Raw genomic sequence first — 22301 nt, 5'->3', positions numbered from 1 at the left:
CGTCGTCAGTCCGCCGGCCGCCGCGCCGTGCCGATCTCGCGCACCCTGCCCTCATCCACCAGGAGTTCCGCCGGTCGCGGATGGCTGAGAAAGCCGATCGGGCTCGCCGTCAGCCCATAGGCGCCCGATTGCAGGACGGCCACGAGGTCGCCCGCCGCGAGGTCCGGCAGCGGGGTCGCGCGGGCGAGCATGTCGAGGGGGGTGCAGAGCGGGCCGACCACGGCACAGGGCGAGCGCGGGCCGCCGCGATCCACCACGCTCGTCACGGGGTAATCGCGTTTGACCACCTGCCCGAGATTGCCCGAGGCCGCGAGATGGTGGTGCATGCCGCCATCGGTGATGACGAAGCGGCTGCCCCGCGAAACTTTCACCGCCCTCACCCGCGCTACGTAGAGGCCCGCCGGCCCGGCGAGAAACCGTCCGGGTTCGAGCACGATCCGCGCCTCCCTGAGGCGGGGATCGGATTCCACACGGGCGATGAGCGCCGGCATTCCGTCGCGAAGGGCGCCGAGGTCGAGAGCGGTGTCGCTGGAAAAATAGGGGATGCCGAGGCCGCCGCCGAGGTCGATCGTCTCCAGCGGACGCCCGATCCGCCCGGCCACCCGCTCCGCCAGGGACAGGCCGTAGGCCCATTGCGACAGCAGGGTCGCGGCGACGAGCCCTTGCGTCCCGGCAAAGAGGTGGATGCCGGCCAGATGCAGGCGCGGTTCGGCCTCCACCGCATCGACGATGGCATCGAGCTCCTCCTCGTCGAAGCCGAAGGGCGAGGGCTTGCCGCCCATCCGCATGGCCCCGCCCTGCGCGTCGGGCCCCGGATTGATCCGGATCGCCACCCGCTGGACGGTGCCGTGGCGCTCCGCCGCCTCGGCGACGCGGCCCATCTCCTCGCTGTTCTCCAGGTGGATCTCGCCGATCCCGCCGGCGACGGTGGCCTCGATGTCAACGTCGCTCTTGCCCGGCCCGGCGAACAGGATGCGGCGCGGATCGACACCGGCCGCCCAGGAGGCGGCGAATTCCGCACCGGACGCGATCTCCGCCCCCGCCCCCTCGTCGCGGAAGACGCGGATGATTGCGGGGGCCGGGTTGGCCTTGACCGAATAATCCACCACCGCAAAGCCGGCGACCGCCCGCGCGAGGTCGCGATAGGCGCGGCGGAACAGGTCGGCATCGTAGACGAAGAACGGCGTGCCGTAGGTCTCGGCGAGGCTGCGAAGATCGAGGCCGCCCACATGGAGCACGCCGTCGCATCGCGAAAAACTCGCGGCCACGAGGCGGTCCGCGAGGCTGTCGCCGATCGTATCAGACATAGCTCGTCCGTTCCGCCACGAGGCGCTTGTAATCGACCTTGCCGTTGGGCGTCGTCGGCAGGGCCGGGACGGTCTCGACGGCGCGCGGAACCATGTGCGGGGGCAGCGTCCGCCGTACGGCCTGCAGAACCTCCTCCGGCGCGGGGCTGCTTCCGGCCGGCACGGCGACGGCGTGGATGCGCTGCCCGAGGCCGGCATCGGCCAGACCGATCACCGCCACCGCCCGGAACGCGCCGGTCTCCATCAGCGCCTCCTCCACCTCGGTGGGGCTCACGCGGAAGCCGGCGCTCTTGATCATCGCATCCTCGCGGCCGAGGAAGCGGAAATAGCCGTCCCCGTCCTCGACCACGAGGTCGCCGGAGCGGCAGACGCGGGTGCTGTCCTGCGGGAAACGCGGGTCCGGCACCAGGATGCGGGCCGTATCCTCCGGCCGGTTCCAGTAGCCGAGGGACACGGTGGGACCGCGATGGTGGAGGATGCCCGGCTCGCCGGGACGGGTCCGCCGCCCGTCGGCGGTCACGGCGAAGATCTCGGTCTCGGGGATGGCGCGGCCCATGGAGCCCGGCCGCGCGTCGATCTCGCCCGGCGGCAGGTAGGTGGAGCGGAAGGCCTCGGTGAGGCCGTACATCAGCACGATGTCGGTGTGCGGCAGGGCCCGGCCCAGGCGCGCCACGGTCTCCTGCGGCACCGCGCCGCCCGAATTGGTGAGGATGCGCAGGCTCGCGAGATCCGCCTTGCCGAGCCTCGGCGCCGCGCGGGTCAGCAGGGTCCAGAGGGTCGGGACACCGGCCAGAACCGTGATCCGATGATGTTCGATGGCCCGCACCACCTCGTCGCCGAAGCGGAATTCCAGCAGGACGAGGCAGGCGCCCTGCTCGATACTCGTGAGGAGCTGGTTGAGGCCGTAATCGAACGAGAATGGCAGGACCGAGAGGATGCGGTCGTCGGGCCCGATCGCCAGGTAGCCGCGCACGATCCGGGTGCCGGCCAGGAGATTGGCGTGGCTCAGCATCACGCCCTTCGGCAGCCCGGTGGAGCCGGACGTGTAGAGGATCGCCGCGAGGCCGGGCGGCGGAGCGGTGACGATGTCGGGGGCGAGGCGGACGATCAGCGGGGATCGGGGCGGGTTCGGCGCGGCAAGATCGAGGGCGGCGAGCTGGATGGCGTCGCTGATGAGAAACCGTGCCTCGCAATCGTCGAGGATATGACGGACCTGGCGCGGGCGCAGGCTCGGATGGACCGGCACGACAACCGCCCCGACCCGGTTGATGGCGAAGATCGCCACGCATTCGGCGATGGATTTCGGGAGCAGGATCGCGATCCGGTCGCCGGGTTCGGCGCCGTCCTCGCGCAGCCTCCGAGCCAGCCGCTCGACCTCGGCGCGCATCCCGCCATAGCTCAGCCGTTCGTCGCCGGAGACGAGAGCGATCCGCTCGGACGCGCAGGCCGGTCCGTCGAGGAGATCGTGCAGCAGGGCGGGCGCCGGCATGGTGCTAAGCAGGTTCAGCAAAAATGGTCACCGGTTTTGCGTCCTCGAAGCTGCTCAGGGCTGCGCCCGGACCCGCTTGGCCTCGACGAAGGCGGCCAGGGCGTCGACGCTCTCGAAATGCGCGAGTTCGAAGGCGTCCTCCTCGATCTCGAAGCCGAACCGGTCGCCGAGCTCCATCATCAGGTCGAGCACGCCGATGGAATCGAGGGCATCGCTGGTGACGAGGGAGGTCGATCCGGTCACCGCACCTGGCGCGAGGCCGGGATTGCGGCCGGCGATGAAGGCGAGGATCGCCTCGCGCGCGGCGGCATGTGTCTCGACCACGTTCCGGTCCCCCCATCGGCCGTCCCGTCGGCCGTCGCCGCCCATAGCGATGTCGGCCGGGCAAGTCCATGAGCCGCTCCCCGGCGCGGCCTTACGGCGGGAAGCAACCGGGACAATAACGGCGGCGCCGATCCGCCGGCCCGACCGGATACGCCCAATGAGCGATTGCCAGCGGTCGAAGCGAAATCTAGGTTCCGTGCGTCACGACCAAGGATAAAGCTGATTCTCGTGGTCTGAATACATGAGAATTCCTCCTGCGTCCGAGCGGGGCTGCCATGACACATGATACGATCCGGCGATCGACGGCCGAATTTTTCGGAACGTTCTGGCTCACCTTCGGAGGTTGCGGCGCGGCCATCGTCTCCGCATCCTACCCCGCCCTCGGCATCGGCTTTCTCGGCGTGGCCCTCGCCTTCGGGCTCACGGTGCTGACGATGGCCTATGCGGTGGGGCATATCTCGGGCGGCCATTTCAATCCGGCCGTCACCCTCGGCCTGTGGTCGGCCGGACGCTGCGCCGACCATCACGTGATCCCCTACATCGTGGCGCAGGTCGTCGGAGCGGTGTTCGGCGCGGGCGTGCTCTACCTCATCGCCTCCGGCAAGGCCGGATGGGTGCCGGGCGGTTTCGCCTCGAACGGCTACGGCGACCTCAGCCCCGGCCAATACGGATTGCTCTCCTGCTTCCTGGTGGAAGCCCTCGCGACCTTCTTCTTCCTGTTCATCATCATCGGAACGACCTCGAAGGGCGCGGCGACCGGGTTCGCCGGCATTCCCATCGGCTTCGCCCTGGTCCTGATCCACATGATCTCGATTCCGATCACCAACACCTCCGTCAACCCGGCCCGCAGCAGCGGCCCAGCCCTGTTCGCCGGCGCCGAGGCGATGGGGCAGCTCTGGCTGTTCTGGCTGGCGCCGATCCTCGGTGCGGTCATGGCGGGCGCCATGGCGCGCTGGCTCTACGAGCCGGACACGCTGATCGAGACCACGATCGTGGAGAAGCGGTCCGCAGCGTGAGGTTCGACGGGGCGAGCGATCGGGTTGCCGGGGTCGAAATTCGCCTTCTCCCACCCGACCCCCTCATCCTGAGGTGCCCACGTCAGCGGGCCTCGAACGAGGCCTCCAGAACCCCGAGCGCGAACGGGAAGCCTCCACTCCACCGCGGCACGTCAGGGGCACGGTCTGGACGCCTGCTTCCCTTCAACTCTGCCAGACCCGCGGCATCGGCATGCCCCGGTAGGCCACGAGGAGGCGGGCCGCCGTGGCCCGCAGGGCATCGGGGGCGGCGCTCAGGAATCGGGCAACGAGGTGCCCGTTCCAAGCACTGGCGGCGACGTCGACCTCCGGTGACGCGAGCGTGTCCACATGGCTGCGGAATTCCTCCAGCCGCGCCTCGGCATCGGGCGAGACGTCGAGGAGGGTCGCCATGGCCCGGGCGCCGCCGCCGAGGGTGGTCCGCTCCAGCAGGGCGGTGATCGGACCGTCGAAGGCGAGGGAGTCGGCATAGGCCAGGCGCCCGCCCCGGCGGATGCGCCACGCATCCCGGAACAGACCGGAATCCAGGCGCTCGTGGCGGGCGGTGCGCCCGAAGACCACTGCCTCGAAAGCGAGCAGCCGCGCATCCGGGGCGAGATCGGCCTCGAACCGCCGCTCCAGCCGCGCCCGGTCGAACAGGATGGTCTCCTGCGGCAGCCAGTCGAGGCGTGCCCCCTCGGCGAGCACCGCCCTGGTGCCCACATGGCTCGATGGGCCGTCGGATTTGTAGATCTTCTCGGCGGCGGTGGTGGTGAGGACGAGGTGGGCGCCCGCGCCGACCTCCGCCTCGACCCGGAACCCGTCGCCGCAGGCGATGCCGCCCGCCGTGTTGAGGAGGACCGCCTCGCAGGCCCCCGCGGCGTGGCGCGGAAGCCGCAGGCGCAGCGGCCCGGCCTCGGACAGGTCGGCCACATGCGTGCCGATTCCGTGGCGGACGACGCGCACGCGGACGCGCCCGTCGGAGCGCTGCCGCGCCGGCGCCGGATCGGGGGACGGGACGGCAATACTCAATAGGTCCTGGGTCACGCGCGTGCGGGCTCGGCCGCTCGCCGCCTCAGGCCGGCCCGGTGGCGACGGGCCGGGCGGGGTCGACGCCCCATTCGGACCAGGAGCCGTCATAGAGCGCGCGGGGGGGATGGCCGAGGGTCTCGAGGGCCAGGGCGACGATGGCCGCCGTCACCCCCGATCCGCAGGTGGTGACCACGGGCCTCTCCGGATCGACGCCGGCATCGGCGAAGACTTTTCGCAGGGCATCCGCGTCCTTTAGTCGGCCGTCGGCCTGGAGCGCGGAATAATGGACGTTGCGCGCGCCCGGCATGTGGCCGGGGCGCACGCCGGGGCGCGGCTCGGCCTCCTCGCCGCGGAAACGCGGGGCGGAGCGGGCATCGACCACTTGTGCCGAACCGGTCTCCAGGGCACGGGCGACGTCGTCGGCATCGGCCACGGCGCCGTGGTCGAGGCGCGCGGAGAAATGGCGCCGGTCGCGGCGGGGGCCGTCGCCATCCTCGGTGGGAAAACCGGCGGCGAGCCAGGCCGGAAAACCGCCTTCCAGGATCTGCACGTCGCGCACGCCGAAGGTGCGCAGCATCCACCAGACGCGGGGCGCCGAGAACAGGCCCATCCCGTCATAGACGACGATGTGCATGCCGTCGCCGATGCCGAGTTCGCGCATGCGCGAGGCGAAGACCTCCGGCCGCGGCAGCATGTGCGGCAGGGGCGAGGTCTCGTCGCTCATGGCATCGATGTCGAAGCGGATCGCGCCGGGGATATGGGCGGCCTGGTATTCGGCTGCGGCATCGCGCCCCTGGGCGGGCAGGTACCACGACGCATCGAGCACGATGATGCCGGGTGCGCCGAGACGCTCCTTGAGCCAGTCGGTCGTGACGAAATGCGAAGGCGCCATGTCTGCTCTGTCCGATGAGGGAGGTCGACGCCACTCAACCACATCCGCCCCCGGCTTGCCCAGACGCCAGCTTGCACACGCGCTGCGTTGAGGCGAAAGCTCCCCCGAATGACCAGCCATCCCCACAGACCTGACCCCGAGGCGGCCCGATCGTGACTCCGCGCGAGACGTTCCACATCGAGATCCTCGGCTCCGACGACGAGGGCGAGGACCGCGTGCGCCAGCGCCTGTCGATCCGCGCCAGCGGGGCGGAGAGCGCCACCGAGCGCGCGCTCCTCCTGTTCGCGCGGGCACGGGCGCCGCAGCGCTCGGGCGGACCGGCCGAGGCGGTGCGCGTCATCGACGGGGCCGGGACGGAGGTGTTCCACCGGACCCGCTTCGACGAGACCGCCTGACCATGCGCCTCCTCGCGGCCCTCGGACTCATGGCGCTGTTCGCCGGCCTGTTCGTGCGCAGCTACACCGTGCCCCCGGCCCCCGACCGGCGGGGCGGCACCACCCTGGCCCTGGCCTATCCCGACCGCGCCCTGTTCGGCAGCCCGCGCGGCGATTGCGTCGACACGCCCGCGGACGAGGTGGTCATCGCCTGCCTGATCGGCTCCGTATCCCGGTTCCGGGCCGAGACGATGGCCCTCGTCCAGCTCCCCTTCTGCGGCACCTGCTACGGCCTGTCCCAGAGCCTCGCCGCTCTAGGCCGCGACGAGAAAGCGGTCCAGGCCAAGCTCGACCAGATGGCGCGATACGGCTGGTAACCCCCGCGCCCGGCGAATGGCTCGGCCACCACGTTGACTTCGCAGGCGCGAAAGCGCATATCGCAGTTGCAGCGTCAGCGACCGTGACAGGTTCGCTTGAGAGGGCTGCGTGACGGATCGCCGATTGCGCGTCAGCGCGGCCCAAGCGACCTGAGCCCCTCTCTTCAACGTGCATGCACCCGGATCGCCCCATCACGCGGGCGGCCTCCAGCTCAACGGACCAGCCCCTTCGACAAGACGGCCATCGTTTCGGTGGCGTCCGGCCGGTCCCGCTGCCTGAAAGTCTACCCTTGACCCAATTCACCGATTTCGGCCTCGCAGAGCCCGTGCTGCGCGCCCTGGATGAGGCCGGCTATAAGACCCCGACCCCGATCCAGGCCCAGGCCCTGCGCCCGGCCATGGAAGGCCGCGACCTCTGCGGCATCGCCCAGACCGGCACCGGCAAGACCGCGGCCTTCGCGCTGCCGATCCTGCACCGCCTCGCCCAGAACCCGCGCAAGGCCATCCGCCGCGGCTGCCGCGTGCTGGTGCTCTCGCCCACCCGCGAGCTCGCCAACCAGATCGCCGAGAGCTTTTCCGATTACGGAAAATACCTGTCGTTCACCAACACCGTGGTGTTCGGCGGCGTCACCATCTCCCGCCAGGAGAAGGCACTCGCCAACGGCGTCGACATCCTCGTCGCCACGCCGGGCCGCCTCATGGACCTCATCGAGCGCCGCTCGCTGACCCTCGAGGCCGTCGAGATCCTCGTCCTCGACGAGGCTGACCAGATGCTCGATCTCGGCTTCATCCACGCCCTCAAGCGCATCGTGAAGATGCTGCCGAAGGAGCGCCAGAGCCTGTTCTTCTCGGCCACCATGCCGAAGAACATCGCCGGCCTCGCCGACCAGTACCTGCGCGATCCCGTCCAGGTCGCCGTCACGCCGGTGGCGACCACCGCTGAGCGCGTCACCCAGGAAGTCATCTTCGCCCATACCGGTGCGAAGCAGGCCCTGCTCAACCACATCCTGCGCGATCCGAAGATCGAACGCGTGCTCGTCTTCACGCGGACCAAGCACGGCGCCGACCGCGTCGTGCGCGGCCTGGAGAAGGTCGGGATCAACGCCTCGGCCATCCACGGCAACAAGTCCCAGCCGCAGCGTGAGCGCGCTCTCGCCGCGTTCAAGGACGGGTCCTGCCGGGTGCTGGTCGCCACCGACATCGCCGCCCGCGGCATCGATGTCGAGGCGGTGAGCCACGTCATCAACTACGACCTGCCCAACGTGCCCGAGAGCTACGTCCACCGCATCGGCCGCACCGCGCGCGCCGGGGCGAACGGCCTCGCCATCTCGTTCTGCAACGACGAGGAGAAGGCCTACCTGCGGGATATCGAGCGCACCACGCGCCAGAAGATCCCCGTCGGCGCCTTCCCCGAGGGCTTCAACCCGCCGACCCGCCAGGAGGCCGCCGAGGCCGCCCAGGCCGAGGAGCGCCGTCCGGCGCCCCAGGGCCAGCGTCCCGGCCAGCGCCAGGGCCAGCGTCCCGGCGGCGGTCGTCCCGGCGCCGGTGCCCGTCCGGGCGGCGGTCGCGGTGGCCAGCCCGCCGGGCAGGCCCGTTCGGGTCGTCCCCAGGAGGGCCGCGGCGATCGTCCGTCGGAAGGACAGGGCCGTGGCCCCCGTCCGGACCAGCGCGGCGACAACCGCGCTCCGCGCCAGGGCGAGCGCCCGCGCAGCGGCGGCGGCGGCAATGCCGGCGGCGAAGGCCGTGCCATCGGCTGGCTCGATCGCTTCCCGCGTTCCTGATCTCACCCAAGCTCTACCGGTCGGGTTCGCCCGGCCTGACGCCGCCCCGGATCGTCCGGGGCGGCGTTGTCGTGTCCGGGCCCGCCGCCGGGACGGGCATTGCCGACGGACGATCCCGCGCCATCTGACGCTATGGCGGTGATCGCCGCGAGGGAGGCGTGGGCATGCGTTTTGAACTCTATCGGGATTCGGGTGGCGAGTGGCGCTGGCGCCTCCGCGTCACGAACGGCAACGTCATCGCCGATTCGGCCGAGGGCTATGCCCGCCGGGAAGATTGCGAGCACGGCATCACCCTGGTGAAGGGCTCGGCCGAGGCCAGCGTGGTCGACATGACGCTGAAGATCGCCTGACCCGTCCACGCGGCCCCGCTTTCGCCCAGACCTTCGGCAGAATGGCCGTCCTCTCGAAGGCCGTTTCCGGGACGGCTAACCGTTAAGCGTGCCGGCAGAGGGCATGAAACGGTTTGCCGATTCCGTGCGTTCGGGTGACGGCCAAGCATGCATTCCCGCGCATGCCGTCGTATCATCACCATCGTTCGATCATCCGAGGAGTCATGAACGTGTTGAGGAAACTCCTTCTGGCCGCATTGCTGGCCCTGGGCTTCGCGGCCCTGGCGCCCCAGGGCGCGTCGGCCGCACCCATCGGCCCGGTTTCCGCCCTTCAAAGCGAGGCCGCACCGGCCGTCGTCGAGAAGGCGCAGTACTACTACCGCCGGCCGTATTACCGTCGCCCGTTCTACGGTCGCCCCTATTACGCCCGTCCCTACTATCGCCGTCCGTACTTCGCGCCGCGCCCGTTCTACCGCCGTCCGTATTACGGCCCGCGCCGGTTCTACGGCCCGCGTCGCTTCTACTACTGAGCCGATAGCGCCGATCTCTGCCGAGGCCCGGATGACCCGAGAGGGACATCCGGGCCTTTTCCTTGACCTGACACCACCTGTCGGCCGATGCAGGAGGCCAAGCCGCGCCTCGGACGAATGAAGGCCGGCGGCGATCAGGGTGGAGACCGCAATGGGCGAGACCAGCGATCCGCGTGGGGACCTCACGGTGCGCACCATCGCGATGCCGGCCGACACCAATGCCAACGGCGACATCTTCGGCGGCTGGGTGATGTCGCAGATGGACCAGGCCGGGGGCATCGCCGGCGTCGACCAGGCGCAGGGCCGCGTGGTCACGGTGGCGGTCGATGCGATGACCTTCATCCGCCCGGTGCGGGTGGGCGACGTGCTCTGCGTCTATACCCGGGTGGAGAGCGTCGGCCGCACCTCCATGAAGATCCAGGTCGAGGCCTGGGCGCGGCGCTTCCGCACCAAGCTGCGCGAGAAGGTGACCGAGGCGACCTTCACCTTCGTCGCCATCGACGACGACGGACGCCCGCGCCGGCTTCCCAAGCCGGAGCCGGAAACATCGCAGGAGCCGTGAGGCCCGGCTCAATCAGCCGACGGTGAGGAGACCTCATCGTCGGCTGCCCGCGCGACCGCGCGGCGGCGGGCGTCCGCCGAACGCGCCGATCCCGGCCATCGGTCGGGACCGGCGCCGCCTGATATCAGTCGTTCGGAGGGGCCACGCGCTGGCGCAGGCCGGTGATGACGGCTTTCAGGACGTCGGAATCGAGCTGGTGGCCCGTGGCCGAACGGACGGCGTCGACCCGGTCGTGGACGAAGGCGAGCTTGGCGATGACGGCCGGGGTCAGCTTGAAGGGATAGAGCGCGGGCTGCCCCATGCTCCGGCTGAGGGAGTTCACCGCATAGGTCAGCGGCAGCCAGACCGAAACCAGCCGGTCGAGATCGGGGGATTGGTACGGATCGAAATCGATCACCACGGGCTCCGGCGCGCTGCTGCGCAGGCGCGGCCGCAGATGGAGCTCGAAGGCGCTCGCCGTCTCCACCGTGTCGACGATGTGGAGGTAATGCGCCCAGGTCTCGGCAAAATCCTCCCACGGATGGCTGGTGGCGTAGGCGCTGACGTAGGATTCCTGCCAGTCCGGCGGCGCGCCCTGGCCGTAGTAGCGCTGCAGGGCCAGGCCGTAGCTGGCGCGCTCGTCGCCGAACAGGTCGCGGAACGCCCAGATGCTCGGGTCGTAGCGGACCAGGACGTTCCAGAAATAATGCCCGATCTCGTGGCGGAAATGCCCGAGCAGGGTGCGGTAATACTCGCCGAACAGCATCCGACGGCGCTCGCGCTCGACGTCGTCGGCCTCGGCGATGTTGAGGGTGATGAGACCGCTGCGATGCCCAGTGAGGACGGGCGGGCCGACGCTGTAGCTCTCGGCCGGATCGACCAGAAAATCGAAGGCGAGGCCCGTGGCCGGGTTCTCCTCCCGCGTCATCAGGGGCAGGTCCAGGCGCAGGAGCGAGTAGAACAACCGGTGCTTGGCCGCCTCGATCTGGCGCCAGCGGGTGAGGTTCCAGTCGAGGGTCAGGTCCGGGACCACGCGGTTGTGCCGGCAGGAGGTACAGTAGCGGTCCGGGCTGTCCTCCGGCACCAGCCAGTTGCAGGCCTGGAAATCGGCATTCGCGCAGAAGCGGTACTTGCGGGCCGGGTCGGCATAGGCATGCCAGACCGAACCGAAGGGTTCGAGGGCCGACATCTCATGCGACTGGCAGACATAGCCGAGCCGCCGCTGGCAGCTGTCGCATTCCGTGCTCTCGAAGCTCACAGGCTGGTCGCAGGCCTGGCACTGGAAGACCTTCATCGGGCCGCCTTGCCCGCCGGACGGTCGCCGGTGCGGGCGCGCGGGACCGCGTCGTGGCGCCCTCCCGCGCCACGATGCACGGAATTTGCTTCACGCCCGGCGACGGGCCGCATCGCCACGCCGTATGTCTGAACTGCCAGGGCCAAGATCCTCACGCGATGAACGTCTTCGCCTTCCACCACCCGGTCGGGCAACGTCGCTGTAGACTAGCACCGAATTCGACTGCCGTCGGCGCTGTTCCCGGCCTATGGTCATTCGGCCTCAAAACGCCGATGACAGCCGGGATGCGCTTCGGCGATGCGCTCCGGCTTCCCGCCGCCGGCGCGCGTTCATCGCGCGCCCGGCACCACGTCTGAACCAGCGGGAGTCCCCGTGTCCATCAAAGCCGCCCTCCACCACGTCACCCACTACAAATACGATCGGCCGATCCAGCTCGGACCACAGGTGATCCGCCTGCGCCCGGCGCCGCATACGCGCTCGACCGTACCGGCCTATTCCCTGAAGATCCTGCCGGAGAACCATTTCATCAACTGGCAGCAGGACCCGAACGGGAACTGGCTCGCCCGGCTGGTCTTCCCCGAGCGGACCACCGAATTGAAGATCGAGGTCGATCTCGTCGCCGAGATGGCGGTGATCAATCCGTTCGACTTCTTCGTAGAGGACTACGCCCAGACCCGCCCCTTCGCCTACGAGAGCGACCTGACGGCGGAGCTGAAGCCCTATCTCGTCACCGACGACGCCACGGGACCGGAGATCGACGCGCTGCTCGAGCGGCTGCCGGAGCAGCCCAACACCGTGCTCTTCCTCGTCGCCCTCAATGCCATGATCGCCTCCGAGGTGACCTACGGCGTCCGCATGGAGCCGGGCGTCCAGACGCCGGCCGAGACGCTGACCCTGAAGAGCGGTTCCTGCCGCGACTCCGCCTGGCTCCTCGTCCAGGTGCTGCGCCGCATCGGTCTCGCCGCGCGCTTCGTCTCCGGCTACCTGATCCAGCTCATTCCCGACACGACGGCGGTGGACGGCCCGGCCGGCACCTCCACCGACTTCACCGACCTGCACGCCTGGGCCGAGGTCTACCTGCCGGGCGCCGGCTGGATCGGCCTCGACGCCACCTCCGGCCTCCTCTGCGGCGAGGGCCATATCCCCCTGGCCGCCACGCCGCACTACCAGTCCGCCGCGCCGATCTCCGGCCTCGCCGAACCCGCCGAAGTGGAGTTCGGCTTCGAGATGACGGTGACCCGCGTGGCCGAGGCGCCGCGCATCACCAAGCCGTTCTCGGAGGAGGTCTGGGCCAAGATGGATGCGCTGGGCGAGCGGATCGACGTCGATCTCGCCGAGCAGGACGTGCGCCTGACCATGGGCGGCGAGCCGACCTTCGTCTCCATCGACGATTTCGAATCGGCCGAGTGGAACGCCGCCGCCGTAGGGCCGACGAAGCGCGGCCTCGCCGACAAGCTGATCCGGCGCCTGCGCACCCGCTTCGGACCGGGCGGCATGCTGCATTACGGCCAGGGCAAGTGGTATCCGGGCGAGAGCCTGCCGCGCTGGGCCTTCGCCCTGTACTGGCGCCGGGACGGCAAGCCGATCTGGAGCAATCCCGACCTCGTCGCCACGGAGGACGGCCCGCGTGACGCCACTTCCAGCAAGGCGAAGGCGCTGATCGACGGCGTCGCCAAGCGCCTCGGCCTCGAGACCTACGTGTTCCCCGCCTTCGAGGACCCGATCTATTGGGAGGAGAAGCGGGAGGAGCTGCCGGTCAACGTCACCACCTCGGACGCCAAGTTCCCGAACCCGGAGACCAACGCCCGCATCGCGCGGGTGTTCGACCGCGGCCTCGGCGAGGCCGCCGGCTATGCCCTCCCCCTGGCGAGCCTGCCGCTCGGCAAGGACGATCCCGACGACCGCCGCTGGATCTCGGAAGCCTGGCAGTTCCGCCGCAGCCACGCCTTCCTGACGCCGGGCGATTCACCGGTGGGCTATCGCCTCCCCTTAAGCTCGCTGCCCTTCGTGCCGCCGGAGCACTACCCCTATTACCAGCCCCAGGATCCGCTGGAGGACCGGGGCGCGCTCCCCGAAGGCCATCCCGGCACCAAGACCGAGAACGGATCGGGCGTCACCGGCGCCGCCGTGCGCACGGCGCTCGCCGTCGAGCCGCGGGACGGGGTGCTGCGGGTGTTCATGCCGCCGCTGCAGCGGGTGGACGAGTATCTCGAACTCATCGGCCATCTCGAGGTCGTCGCCGCCGAGCTGAAGCAGCCCCTGCATATCGAGGGCTACGAGCCGCCGTTCGATCCGCGCCTCAACGTCATCAAGGTCACCCCCGATCCCGGCGTGATCGAGGTCAACGTGCATCCCGCCACCTCCTGGCGCGAGGCCGTGACCATCACGAGCGAGCTCTACGAGGATGCCCGCCAGATCCGTCTGGGTGCGCAGAAGTTCATGACCGACGGCCGCCATACCGGCACCGGCGGCGGCAACCACGTGGTGCTGGGCGGCGCGACGCCCAACGATTCGCCGTTCCTGCGCCGGCCGGACCTGCTGAAGAGCCTCGTGCTCTACTGGCAGCGCCACCCCTCGCTCTCCTACCTGTTCGCCGGCCTCTATATCGGCCCGACGAGCCAGGCCCCGCGCATGGACGAGGCCCGGCACGACGGGCTCTACGAACTCGAGATCGCCCTCGCGCAGGTGCCCAAACCCGACGAGCCCAACATCCCGCGCTGGCTGGTGGACCGGATCTTCCGCAACATCCTCGTGGACGTCACCGGCAACACCCACCGCTCCGAGATCTGCATCGACAAGCTCTACTCGCCGGACGGCCCCACCGGCCGCCTCGGCCTCTTGGAGTTCCGCTCCTTCGAGATGCCTCCGGACCCGCGCATGAGTCTGGCCCAGCAACTCCTGCTGCGGGCCATCGTCGCCTGGGCCTGGCGCGAACCGCAGGAGGGCGGCTGTGTCCGTTGGGGCACGGGCCTGCATGATCGCTTCATGCTGCCCCACTTCCTCTGGACGGATTTCCTCGGCGTGCTGGAAGACCTCCGGCAAGCCGGTTACGACTTCGACTCGGCGGCGTTCCAGGCGCAGTACGAGTTCCGCTTCCCGGTCTTCGGAACGGTGGAGCAGGGCGGCGTCAAGCTGGAACTGCGGCAGGCATTGGAGCCCTGGCACGTGCTGGGCGAAGAGGGGTCGATCGGTGGAACGGTGCGGTACGTGGACAGCTCGGTGGAGCGTCTGCAGGTCAAGGTCGAGGGCTTCGTCCCCGGCCGCCACATCATCAGCTGCAACGGCCGGCGCCTTCCGATGACGAGCACCGGCACGGTGGGCGAAGCGGTGGCGGGCCTGCGCTTCAAGGCGTGGCAGCCGGCCTCCTCGATGCATCCGACGATCCCCGCGCATTCGCCCCTCACCATCGACATCCTCGATGCGTGGAGCGGACGCTCGATCGGCGGCTGCCGCTACCATGTCAGCCATCCCGGCGGGCGCAACTACGAGACCTTCCCGGTGAACACCTACGAGGCCGAGGGGCGCCGTCTCGCGCGCTTCCAGGCCCACGGCCACACCCCCGGCAAGATCGAGATGCCGGCCGAGGAGATCAGCCGCGAGTTCCCGCTCACCCTCGATCTCAGAACGCCAGCACCCAGATGAGCCACGTGGCCGAGGCGCAAGCCGGAGGATCGGCGTCGCATGTCGCGCGCTGGACCTCGGACTACCGACCCCGGCCCGGAATTCCGGACGAGTTTGCGGGGCCCGACGGGCCTCGCGAAGGGGCTTGTGAAGGCGCTTGGCCACGCCTGCTCGACCGCCTCGGCGCCCTGAGCGGAGCCGAGATCACCGCCCGCTTCGCCTCGGCCGAGCGGCACATCCGCGATACCGGCATCTCGTATCGGATCTACGGCGACCAGCGCGAGCATGCCTGGCCGTTGAGTTCCCTGCCCCTGGTGATCGAGGGGGCCGAATGGCGCGCCCTCAGCGCCGGCATCGTCCAGCGCGCCGGGCTGATGGAATCCATCGTCTCCGACATCTACGGGCCCGGCCGGATGGTCTCGGAAGGGGTGCTGCCGGCGGCCCTTGTGGCGGGAGCGCCGGAATTCCTGCGCCCGCTCTCGGGGGTGACGCCCCCCGGCGGGCGCTGGCTCAAGCTCTATGCCGCCGATATCGGCCGCGGGCCGGACGGGCGCTGGCGCGTGCTCGCCGACAGGACCCAGGCTCCTTCCGGTCCCGGCTACGCGCTGGAGAACCGGATGGTGCTGACCCGCGCCTTCCCGGACCTCTATGCCGACCTCCATGTCGAACGCCTCGCCCCGTTCTTCCAGGCGTTTCGCGACGGGCTGGTCACGGGCGCGCAGCGCAGCGACCCGCGTATCGGCCTGCTCACCTCCGGTCCCTTGAGCTCGACCTATGTGGAGCAGGCGGCGCTGGCGCGCTATCTCGGCCTGCTCTTGGTGGAGGGCGACGACCTCGTGATGCAGGACGGGGTCCTGCACGTGCGCACCGTCTCCGGCCTCAAGCGCATCGACGCCCTGTGGCGGCGCATCGATTCCGACTATCTCGACCCGCTCGAACTCAACCCGGCCTCGCGCCTCGGCGTGTCGGGGGTGCTGGAGGCCCTGCGCGACGGCAGCCTCGTCGTCGGCAACATGCCGGGTTCCGGCATCCTGGAATCGGGGGCGCTCGGCGCCTACCTGCCGCGCATCGCGCGCTACTTCCTCGGCACCGATCTCAGCCTTCAGGGGCCGAAGAGCTGGTGGTGCGGCGACCCTGAATCCCTCGCCCATGTCCGCGACAACCTCGAACACCTGAACCTGCGGCCCGTGGCGACCCCGACCAAGGGCATGGGGCGCGACGCGATCCTCGGGCCGCACGCCATCGGCGCCGAGCGCGAGCGCGTGGTGGCCGCCCTGCGCGACCGTCCGTTCGACTACGTGGCGCAGGAGCCCGCTCCCCTTTCCACCATGCCGGGCTGGGAGCGCGGCCCCGCCGGGATGCGCCTCGTGCCCCGCCCCTTCGTGCTGCGCGTCTTCGCGGCGGCGACGCCCGACGGCTGGCGGGTGATGCCCGGCGGCTTCTGCCGCATCTCCGAGCGGCCCGACGTGAACCCGATCGAGATGCGGGCCGGGATCAAGTCGGCGGATGTGTGGGTGCTCTCGGACGGCCCGGTGGAGCCCGTCTCGCTGATGCATCCGGGCGCGCCGCGCGTGCGCCGCATCGCGGGCCACCTGCCGTCGCGAGCGGCCGACAACCTGTTCTGGTTCGGCCGCTACGTGGAACGGGCGGAGGCGGTAATCCGCCTCGTCATCGCCCATCTCGGCAGCGTCGGGAACGCGGTGATCGCCGACATGGCCGGCACCGAGAGCGCCCCCACCGCCCTGCGCATCCGCGCCCTGCTGGACGAATGGGGCGCCATCGAAGCGCCCGACCTGCCGACGGCCAAACTCGCCCAGGAGGCCCTGAGCGGGCGCGCGACCTACGGCTCGGCCCTGTCGCACAGCCTGTCCGCGCGCCACAACGCGGCCTCCCTGCGCGAGCGGCTGTCGAGCGAGGCCTGGCGCGCGCTGGCCGACCTCAGGGACCTCCTCGACCTCGACGAGGCCAGGGAACTGGCCGAGGCCGAACTCCTCGGGCTGGCGGAGCGGGCGCTCGGCCACATCGCCGCCCTGGCGGGGCTGGCGCAGGAGAACATGAACCGCACGGCGGGCTGGCACTTCGTCGATCTCGGCCGCCGGATCGAGCGGGCGATCAACACCTGCTCCTTCGCCGCCCGTTTCGCGGGGGACGAGGCGACCGCCGAGGATCTCGGCGTCATGCTGTCCCTCTGCGACTCGCACGTCTCCTTCGGCGCGCGCTACATGCAGGGCGTGGCCATCGACCCGGTGCGCGACATGGTGCTCCTCGATCCGTTCAATCCGCGCTCCGTCGCCTTCCAGATCGAGGCGATCTGCCGGCATCTCGCCGACCTGCCGGCGCTGCGCGTCGACGGCCTGCCCGAGTCGCACCGGCGCCTCGCCCAGAAGCTCGCCGCCGAATTCACCACCGCCGAGGCGTCGGAACTCGACGGCGCGGCCCTGGCCCGCCTCGAGAACACCTTCGAGGGCCTCGCCGACGCGATCGTCACCCGCTACTTCCCCAACGGACCGCATGCCATGCGGCCGGAAAAGCTGGTGGGGCTCGCGTGATCTATACGCTGCGCCACCTCACCACCTACCGCTACGGCAAGCCCGTCCGCTACGCCCGCTGCGCCCTCAGGCTGCAGCCGCGCGACGGGGAGGGGCAGAACGTCCTGTCGAGCGAACTGACCATCTCGCCGACGCCGCGGACCCGCACCGTGCGGCGCGACTATTTCGGCCTCGACGTGGTGACGTTCCTGATCGACACGCCGCATAGCGAGTTGCGGGTGGAAGCTCTCTCGCGGGTGGAGGTGAAGCGCCCGCCGCTGCCGGAGCCGGAATCTGGCATGCCCTGGGAGACGGTGCGCGACACGGCGATCTCCGGCCGCTCGATGGCGCCCGACGCCCCCGTGCATTTCGTGTTCCCGAGCGTCAGGGTTCCCCTCGATCCGGACGTGACCGACTATGCCCGTATGAGCTTCACCCCCGGCCGGAGCGCTTATGGCGGAGCCGTCGACCTGATGCGGCGCATGCGCACCGACTTCACCTTCGACGCCAAGGCGACCACCGTCCATACGCCGCTCGCTGAGGCCTTCGCCCTCAGGGCGGGGGTATGCCAGGATTTCGCGCATATCATGATCGCGGGCCTGCGCGGCCTCGGCCTGCCGGCCGCCTATGTCAGCGGCTACATCCGCACCATCCCGCCCGCCGGCCGTCCACGCCTGAGGGGCGCCGATGCCAGCCATGCCTGGGTCTCGGTCTGGTGCGGGGATGGCTGGATCGGCCTCGATCCCACCAACAACATCGGCGCCTGCGACGACCACATCGTGGTGGCGCGGGGCCGCGACTACACCGACGTCTCCCCCATCGACGGCATCGTCTCCTCCTCCGGCCCGCAGAAGCTCAAGGTCGAGGTGGACGTGATCCCCGACGGCGAGGCCATGCCGGAAGCGGCGGGCGAACCGGAGGCCGAAACGGCCTGAGTCCGGGCGGAGGTGACGGAGCGCAGCGGAGGCCTCCGTCGAGGCGGCCTCAGCCGCCGCCCTCCCCCTGGAACGGATGGATCGGCGGGATCAGGGCGGCGGCGAGTTCCAGCCGGCCGGAGATGACGCCGCGCTCGGTGATCATCGTGTCGGCGATGGTCTGCAGCGTCGCCGCCGGCCCCTGGACCAGGACCACTTCCAGGGTCTGGTTGTTCATCAGGTGGACGTGGAGCGAGGAGATCACCTCGGCGATGTAGCGCCGCTGCAGGTCGGCCAGACGCTGCTGCACGCCCGGCGCGAGGTGGTCGTAGAACAGCGTGATCGTGCCCACCATCACCCGGTCGCCGACCTTGTGCCGGTGCTCCACGAGCGAGCGGTGGAGGATCGTCGCCACCGCCTGGGAGCGGCTGGCGAAGCCCCGCTCCCCCACCATGGTGTCGAGCTCGCAAAGCAGGTCCTCGGACAGCGACAGGCTGATCCGGCTCACCGGCCTGCGCCGTCCTCCGGCGCCCTCCTCCGGGACCGCCCCGTCATCGGCACCCACCTCGGTCTCGTCGCCACCGGCCATCGGGCCTCTCCTCAATGCCGGGCCGAACCTGGCACGTCTCTTGTATGGGTGAACCGCAATCGGTATTACGATTTCCAGCGATCGTACTACGCGGTTCGGAGAATGCAGATGCACCTTTCCACGATCCTGACCGCCGGACGCAAGGCCATCACGGGCTGCGCCCTCGCCCTCGGCCTCCTCACGGCCTCCGCCTCCATCCCCGTGGCCCATGCCGCCGAGCCCCTGCGCATCGGCTACAGCGACTGGCCCGGCTGGGTCGCCTGGCAGGTCGCCATCGAGAAGGGCTGGCTGAAGGAGGCCGGGATCGACGCCAAGTTCGAGTGGTTCGACTACTCGGCCTCCATGGACGCGTTCTCCGCCGGCAAGCTCGACGCCGTCACCTGCACCAACGGCGATGCCCTGGTGATGGGCGGCAACGGCGCCAAAAACGTCATGATCATGCTCACTGATTATTCCAACGGCAACGACATGATCGTCGGCAAGCCGGGCGTGAAGGCCCTGGCCGATCTCAAGGGCAAGAAGGTCGGCCTCGAAGTCGGCCTCGTGGAGCACCTGCTCCTCATCAACGGTCTCACCAAACTCGGCCTCAAGGAGACCGACGTCACCCTGGTCAACGCCAAGACCAACGAGACCCCGCAGGTCCTGGCATCGGGCGACGTCTCGGCCATCGGCGCCTGGCAGCCCGTCGCCGGGCAGGCGATGAAGGGCGCGGCCGGCGCCAAGCCGCTCTACACCTCCGCCGATGAGCCGGGCCTGATCTACGACGTGGTCGCGGTCTCGCCGGCCAGCCTCTCGGGCCGGCGCGCCGAGTGGATCAAGTTCGTCGGCGTCTGGGACAAGGTCGTCGCCTACATCCAGGACCCGAAGACGCAACCCGACGCGGTGGCGATCATGGCGGCCAAGGTCGGCATCGACGCGCCCACCTTCACCCGCTTCCTCAAGGGCACCAAGCTCCTCACCCTCGCCGAGGGCGCCAAGGTGATGACGGATGCCGACGGGTTCGGCTCCCTCTACGGCTCCAGCCGCTACGCCGACGCCTTCAACGTCAAGTACGAGGTCTACAAGACCGCCCAGGACGTGAAGAGCTACATCGACCCCGCGCTGACCGACGGCAAATGAGCGCGGAGATGCGCCAGGGCGTGGAGCGCACTTCCCCTCCCCCTTGTGGGGAGGGGACAGAGGTGGGGGTGGCTCCGCCAGCCTCGGCCGCGGTGGGTCGCCCAACCACCCCCACCTCCAACTCCTCCCCACAAGGGGGAGGAGGGGCCCGCGTCTCGTCTCCCATCTCCCCTCGTCGCCGCTCCTGGGTCGGCGTCGCCCGGCCGCTCTCGCCGCGCCGCCGGACGACGCTCGCCATCCTGTCGTTCCTGATCCCGCTCCTCGCCTGGGCGGCGGTCTCCTACGTGCCGTTCCTGTGGCATCCCCTGGTGGAGGTGACCGAGCCCGGCGACATCGCCTGGATGGAGCCGGGGATGCGTGTGCCGAAGGCCGCCTTCGCCGAGGAGGTCGCCTCGGCCAAGACCGCCGGCACCGCCGAACCGGCGGGCCGGCCTGCCAACCCGGTCTACCTCCCCGCCCCGCACGAGGTCGCCACCGCGTTCTGGACCTCGCTGACGGCCCAGCCGACCCAGCGCGACGCCATCCGCCTGCCCCTGAGCCTGTGGCATTCGATCCAGATCATCGCCTTCGGCTTCGTGCTGTCGTCGCTCGTCGGCGTGCCGCTGGGAATCCTCTGCGGGGCGCAGCCGACTTTGGCGCGCCTCACCGAGCCGGTCATCGAGTTCGTGCGCTACATGCCGGCGCCCGCCTTCGGGGCGCTGATGGTGGCGATCCTCGGCATCTATGACGGGCCGAAGATCGCGATCATCGTCATCGGCACCTTCTTCCAGCAGGTGCTGGTCATCGCCAACACCACAAGGCGGATCGAGCCGCTGCTGATCGAGGCGGCGCTGACGCTCGGCGCGCGCAATCTCCGCCTCATCCGCCGGGTGATCGTGCCGGCGATGCTGCCGCAGCTCTACCGCGACCAGCGCATCCTGCTCGGCTGGGCCTGGACCTACCTCATCGTCGCCGAACTCATCGGCACCTCGTCGGGCATCACCTTCTTCATCACGCAGCAAGCCCGCTACCAGCATTTCGACAACGTCTACGCCGCGATCCTCATCATCGGCCTCGTCGGCTCGATCACGGATCTCGCCCTCGCCTGGCTCGGCCGCCGGCTGTTCCCCTACGACAGGAGCGAAGCGTGAACTCGGTCTCTCCCGTCGTCTCTCCCGTCGTCCTGCCGATCGAGGCCTGCGATTACCGCACCCAATGCGAGCCGGTCCGCGCCCGGTTCGACAAGCTGAAGGGCCGCGAGGTCGCCCTCCGGGTCGAAAAGCTGACGAAGACGTTTCGCAAGCCGGATGGCGGCACCACGGTGGCCTTGAAGGACATCGACCTCGTCACCCACCGGCGTGAGTTCCTCTGCGTCGTCGGGCCGTCGGGCTGCGGCAAGTCCACCTTCGTGCGCATCCTCGCCGGGCTCGAGACCTCGACCTCGGGCGTGGTCAGCGTCGAGGGCGTGCCGGTTTCCGGGCCGGGGGCCGACCGGGGCATGGTGTTCCAGGGCTACACCCTGTTCCCCTGGCTCAGCGTCCTGCGCAACGTCGCCTTCGGCCTCGAGGAGAACGGCACGCCGCGTCGGGAAGCGGAGCGCGAAGCCCGGCAATGGCTGGCGCTCATCGGCCTCGAAGCCTTCGCCGACAGCTACCCGCATCAGCTCTCCGGCGGCATGAAGCAGCGCGTCGCCATCGCCCGAGCGCTGGCCACGCGGCCGCGCATCCTGCTCATGGACGAGCCGTTCTCGGCCCTCGACACCCAGTCGCGCGCCCGGATGCAGGCCTATCTCATCGAGATCTGGAAGAAGATCGACATCACCATCGTCTTCATCACCCACGACCTCGACGAGGCGGTGCATCTGGCCGACCGCATCCTCGTGCTCAGCGCCCATCCGGGCGAGGTCGCCGAGCTCATCGAGGTGCCGGTGCCGCGTCCGCGCAGCCACAACCAGGCGCTCACCCCCGAATTCCGCGCCACCCGCACCCGCCTCGACGCGCTGATCCACCCGCCGAAGGACGAGGCCGAGGAATCCGTGGCGCCGGATGTGGTGACGCGGATGACGTCTGCCGGGGACGAGGTGGAATGAAAGCCATATCTTACACGACCGGCTCCGGCCTGCCTCATGGCGATCGCCGGCATGCCGACGTTCACGCATCCGGGGCGCTTGGGCACAGCCCTCCCCCCTCTGCGGGGGAGGGTGGTCGCGGAGCGACCGGGAGAGGGGGCGACCTTTCCGGAGATGGCGCTCCCCTCATCCGACCCGCT

General features: G+C 69.9%; 20 protein-coding genes. 13 read left to right on the top strand and 7 right to left on the bottom strand.

Annotated features, from left to right (window positions below; all coding sequences use genetic code 11):
* Positions 1-5: 5 nt before the first annotated feature.
* The 3 genes from FPV16_RS12220 to FPV16_RS12210 are packed head-to-tail and all read right to left on the bottom strand — an operon-like array spanning position 6 to position 3120.
* Positions 6-1307, bottom strand: a complete 1302-nt coding sequence (locus FPV16_RS12220) for a type III PLP-dependent enzyme (RefSeq protein WP_227438452.1) — start codon at positions 1305-1307, stop codon at positions 6-8.
* On the bottom strand, positions 1300-2796 hold the full coding sequence (locus tag FPV16_RS12215; RefSeq protein WP_227438491.1) for an AMP-binding protein: 1497 nt from the start codon (positions 2794-2796) through the stop codon (positions 1300-1302). The genes FPV16_RS12220 and FPV16_RS12215 overlap by 8 nt, the downstream gene beginning before the upstream one ends.
* A 54-nt stretch (positions 2797-2850) precedes the next feature.
* A complete protein-coding gene (locus tag FPV16_RS12210) occupies positions 2851-3120 on the bottom strand; it encodes an acyl carrier protein (protein WP_227438451.1) in 270 nt (89 codons plus the stop codon).
* A gap of 275 nt (positions 3121-3395) precedes the next feature.
* Between FPV16_RS12210 and aqpZ the strand changes: the two genes are divergently transcribed.
* Entirely contained in the window at positions 3396-4136 is a 741-nt protein-coding gene (gene aqpZ / locus FPV16_RS12205; protein ID WP_227438450.1) for an aquaporin Z, read from the top strand.
* A gap of 183 nt (positions 4137-4319) precedes the next feature.
* Here aqpZ and FPV16_RS12200 read toward each other — a convergent pair whose 3' ends face one another.
* Together FPV16_RS12200 and sseA are read right to left on the bottom strand one after the other, a co-directional pair.
* The gene (locus tag FPV16_RS12200; protein WP_227438449.1) at positions 4320-5165 is read right to left on the bottom strand and encodes an urease accessory protein UreD; all 846 of its coding nucleotides are present in this window, start codon (positions 5163-5165) and stop codon (positions 4320-4322) included.
* Between the two features lie 43 nt (positions 5166-5208).
* Positions 5209-6057, bottom strand: a complete 849-nt coding sequence (gene sseA / locus FPV16_RS12195; RefSeq protein WP_227438448.1) for a 3-mercaptopyruvate sulfurtransferase — start codon at positions 6055-6057, stop codon at positions 5209-5211.
* A 152-nt stretch (positions 6058-6209) separates the two neighbouring features.
* On the opposite strand from sseA, the gene FPV16_RS12190 reads away from it, so the two are divergent.
* From FPV16_RS12190 to yciA, 6 genes are all read left to right on the top strand, one after another.
* Positions 6210-6452 carry a hypothetical protein gene (locus FPV16_RS12190; RefSeq protein WP_027174009.1) on the top strand — a complete coding sequence of 81 codons (243 nt, stop codon included), beginning with the start codon at positions 6210-6212 and terminating at the stop codon, positions 6450-6452.
* 2 nt (positions 6453-6454) lie between these two features.
* Positions 6455-6808: a hypothetical protein gene (locus FPV16_RS12185; RefSeq protein ID WP_227438447.1), complete on the top strand. Its 354-nt coding sequence runs from the start codon at positions 6455-6457 to the stop codon at positions 6806-6808.
* Positions 6809-7098: 290 nt separating this feature from the next.
* A complete protein-coding gene (locus FPV16_RS12180) occupies positions 7099-8589 on the top strand; it encodes a DEAD/DEAH box helicase (RefSeq protein ID WP_227438446.1) in 1491 nt (496 codons plus the stop codon).
* Between the two features lie 164 nt (positions 8590-8753).
* Complete coding sequence (locus FPV16_RS12175) at positions 8754-8939, top strand: YegP family protein (protein ID WP_018043081.1); 186 nt, start codon at positions 8754-8756, stop codon at positions 8937-8939.
* Positions 8940-9148: 209 nt separating this feature from the next.
* A complete protein-coding gene (locus tag FPV16_RS12170; protein WP_227438445.1) occupies positions 9149-9448 on the top strand; it encodes a hypothetical protein in 300 nt (99 codons plus the stop codon).
* Between the two features lie 151 nt (positions 9449-9599).
* Positions 9600-10010: an acyl-CoA thioester hydrolase YciA gene (gene yciA, locus FPV16_RS12165; protein WP_227438444.1), complete on the top strand. Its 411-nt coding sequence runs from the start codon at positions 9600-9602 to the stop codon at positions 10008-10010.
* A gap of 124 nt (positions 10011-10134) precedes the next feature.
* Here the strand turns inward: yciA and FPV16_RS12160 are convergent, their stop codons facing one another.
* Complete coding sequence (locus tag FPV16_RS12160) at positions 10135-11283, bottom strand: putative zinc-binding metallopeptidase (protein WP_227438443.1); 1149 nt, start codon at positions 11281-11283, stop codon at positions 10135-10137.
* Between the two features lie 372 nt (positions 11284-11655).
* Here FPV16_RS12160 and FPV16_RS12155 point away from each other — a divergent pair, with 372 nt between their 5' ends.
* From FPV16_RS12155 to FPV16_RS12145, 3 genes are read left to right on the top strand one after another with little or no spacing between them, the layout of a single operon-like run.
* Positions 11656-14925 (top strand): DUF2126 domain-containing protein, encoded by a 3270-nt coding sequence (locus FPV16_RS12155; RefSeq protein ID WP_227438442.1) that lies wholly within the window; start codon positions 11656-11658, stop codon positions 14923-14925.
* Positions 14922-17453: a circularly permuted type 2 ATP-grasp protein gene (locus FPV16_RS12150; RefSeq protein WP_227438441.1), complete on the top strand. Its 2532-nt coding sequence runs from the start codon at positions 14922-14924 to the stop codon at positions 17451-17453. The genes FPV16_RS12155 and FPV16_RS12150 overlap by 4 nt, the downstream gene beginning before the upstream one ends.
* Positions 17450-18367, top strand: coding sequence for a transglutaminase family protein (locus FPV16_RS12145; protein ID WP_227438440.1), 918 nt, complete (start codon positions 17450-17452; stop codon positions 18365-18367). Before FPV16_RS12150 ends, FPV16_RS12145 begins: the two co-directional genes overlap by 4 nt.
* Positions 18368-18416: 49 nt before the next feature.
* Here FPV16_RS12145 and nikR read toward each other — a convergent pair whose 3' ends face one another.
* Positions 18417-18935 carry a nickel-responsive transcriptional regulator NikR gene (nikR, locus tag FPV16_RS12140; protein ID WP_227438439.1) on the bottom strand — a complete coding sequence of 173 codons (519 nt, stop codon included), beginning with the start codon at positions 18933-18935 and terminating at the stop codon, positions 18417-18419.
* A gap of 102 nt (positions 18936-19037) precedes the next feature.
* Between nikR and FPV16_RS12135 the strand changes: the two genes are divergently transcribed.
* The 3 genes from FPV16_RS12135 to FPV16_RS12125 all read left to right on the top strand — a co-directional run bounded on the left by FPV16_RS12135 (position 19038) and on the right by FPV16_RS12125 (position 22122).
* Positions 19038-20054, top strand: coding sequence for an ABC transporter substrate-binding protein (locus tag FPV16_RS12135; RefSeq protein ID WP_319802238.1), 1017 nt, complete (start codon positions 19038-19040; stop codon positions 20052-20054).
* Positions 20055-20122: 68 nt separating this feature from the next.
* Entirely contained in the window at positions 20123-21184 is a 1062-nt protein-coding gene (locus FPV16_RS12130) for an ABC transporter permease (RefSeq protein WP_227438437.1), read from the top strand.
* Positions 21181-22122 carry an ABC transporter ATP-binding protein gene (locus FPV16_RS12125; protein WP_227438436.1) on the top strand — a complete coding sequence of 314 codons (942 nt, stop codon included), beginning with the start codon at positions 21181-21183 and terminating at the stop codon, positions 22120-22122. The genes FPV16_RS12130 and FPV16_RS12125 overlap by 4 nt, the downstream gene beginning before the upstream one ends.
* The last annotated feature ends 179 nt before the right edge of the window (positions 22123-22301 follow it).

The sequence above is a fragment of the Methylobacterium sp. W2 genome, assembly GCF_020662345.1.
Classification (GTDB): domain Bacteria; phylum Pseudomonadota; class Alphaproteobacteria; order Rhizobiales; family Beijerinckiaceae; genus Methylobacterium.
The sequence above is the reverse complement of the archived record's forward strand: the minus strand, read 5'-3'. Positions and strand labels throughout refer to the sequence as shown.

Excerpts from the sequence above, each read along its gene's own strand:
- FPV16_RS12160 (WP_227438443.1), bottom strand. The coding sequence starts at position 11,283 with ATGAAGGTCTTCCAGTGCCAGGCCTGCGACCAGCCTGTGAGCTTCGAG.
- FPV16_RS12215 (WP_227438491.1), bottom strand. The coding sequence starts at position 2,796 with ATGCCGGCGCCCGCCCTGCTGCACGATCTCCTCGACGGACCGGCCTGC.
- yciA (WP_227438444.1), top strand. The coding sequence starts at position 9,600 with ATGGGCGAGACCAGCGATCCGCGTGGGGACCTCACGGTGCGCACCATC.
- FPV16_RS12150 (WP_227438441.1), top strand. The coding sequence starts at position 14,922 with ATGAGCCACGTGGCCGAGGCGCAAGCCGGAGGATCGGCGTCGCATGTC.
- FPV16_RS12135 (WP_319802238.1), top strand. The coding sequence starts at position 19,038 with ATGCAGATGCACCTTTCCACGATCCTGACCGCCGGACGCAAGGCCATC.
- FPV16_RS12185 (WP_227438447.1), top strand. The coding sequence starts at position 6,455 with ATGCGCCTCCTCGCGGCCCTCGGACTCATGGCGCTGTTCGCCGGCCTG.
- aqpZ (WP_227438450.1), top strand. The coding sequence starts at position 3,396 with ATGACACATGATACGATCCGGCGATCGACGGCCGAATTTTTCGGAACG.
- sseA (WP_227438448.1), bottom strand. The coding sequence starts at position 6,057 with ATGGCGCCTTCGCATTTCGTCACGACCGACTGGCTCAAGGAGCGTCTC.
- nikR (WP_227438439.1), bottom strand. The coding sequence starts at position 18,935 with ATGGCCGGTGGCGACGAGACCGAGGTGGGTGCCGATGACGGGGCGGTC.
- FPV16_RS12175 (WP_018043081.1), top strand. The coding sequence starts at position 8,754 with ATGCGTTTTGAACTCTATCGGGATTCGGGTGGCGAGTGGCGCTGGCGC.
- FPV16_RS12220 (WP_227438452.1), bottom strand. The coding sequence starts at position 1,307 with ATGTCTGATACGATCGGCGACAGCCTCGCGGACCGCCTCGTGGCCGCG.